This is a genomic window from Acetonema longum DSM 6540 (genome assembly GCF_000219125.1).
In the GTDB taxonomy this organism is placed as follows: domain Bacteria; phylum Bacillota; class Negativicutes; order Sporomusales; family Acetonemataceae; genus Acetonema; species Acetonema longum.
Genome location: NZ_AFGF01000149.1, coordinates 1 through 361 on the forward strand (window position 1 = coordinate 1; position 361 = coordinate 361).

1 pseudogene is annotated in these 361 nt (G+C 42.7%); it reads right to left on the reverse strand.

The window, feature by feature from the left end:
- Positions 1-123 precede the first annotated feature (123 nt).
- Positions 124-361 (reverse strand): annotated as a pseudogene (locus tag ALO_RS23225) (IS110 family transposase); the annotation flags it as partial.

Below are 361 nucleotides of genomic sequence, written 5' to 3' on the forward strand. Positions count from 1 at the left end.
ACGGTTATTGTGAAAACAAAACCGACGGACAAGCAAAAAAAGGCGCAACAAACTAAACCTGTACCACAGGATATTTCAAAATCAGAATAGAGGTTGGACTATCTGGGAAAAATAGTTAACGATCTATTGTAATGGCGGCGATGATACTGCCTTCAAGGCAACATTTGAGTCATAGAACTCGCCGGATTTTAACAGGGTATATCCTACCGTTAAAATCTTTCTTGCCACTGCTACAATAGCTTTTTTTCTGCCTAATTTCCCCTGACGGGACCAAAACCAACGGGAAAAGGAACTATCCCTCACTCGTACTGCTGCCCAAGCCACCTGACAAAGAATGGATTTAATGTACGGATTGCCGTGC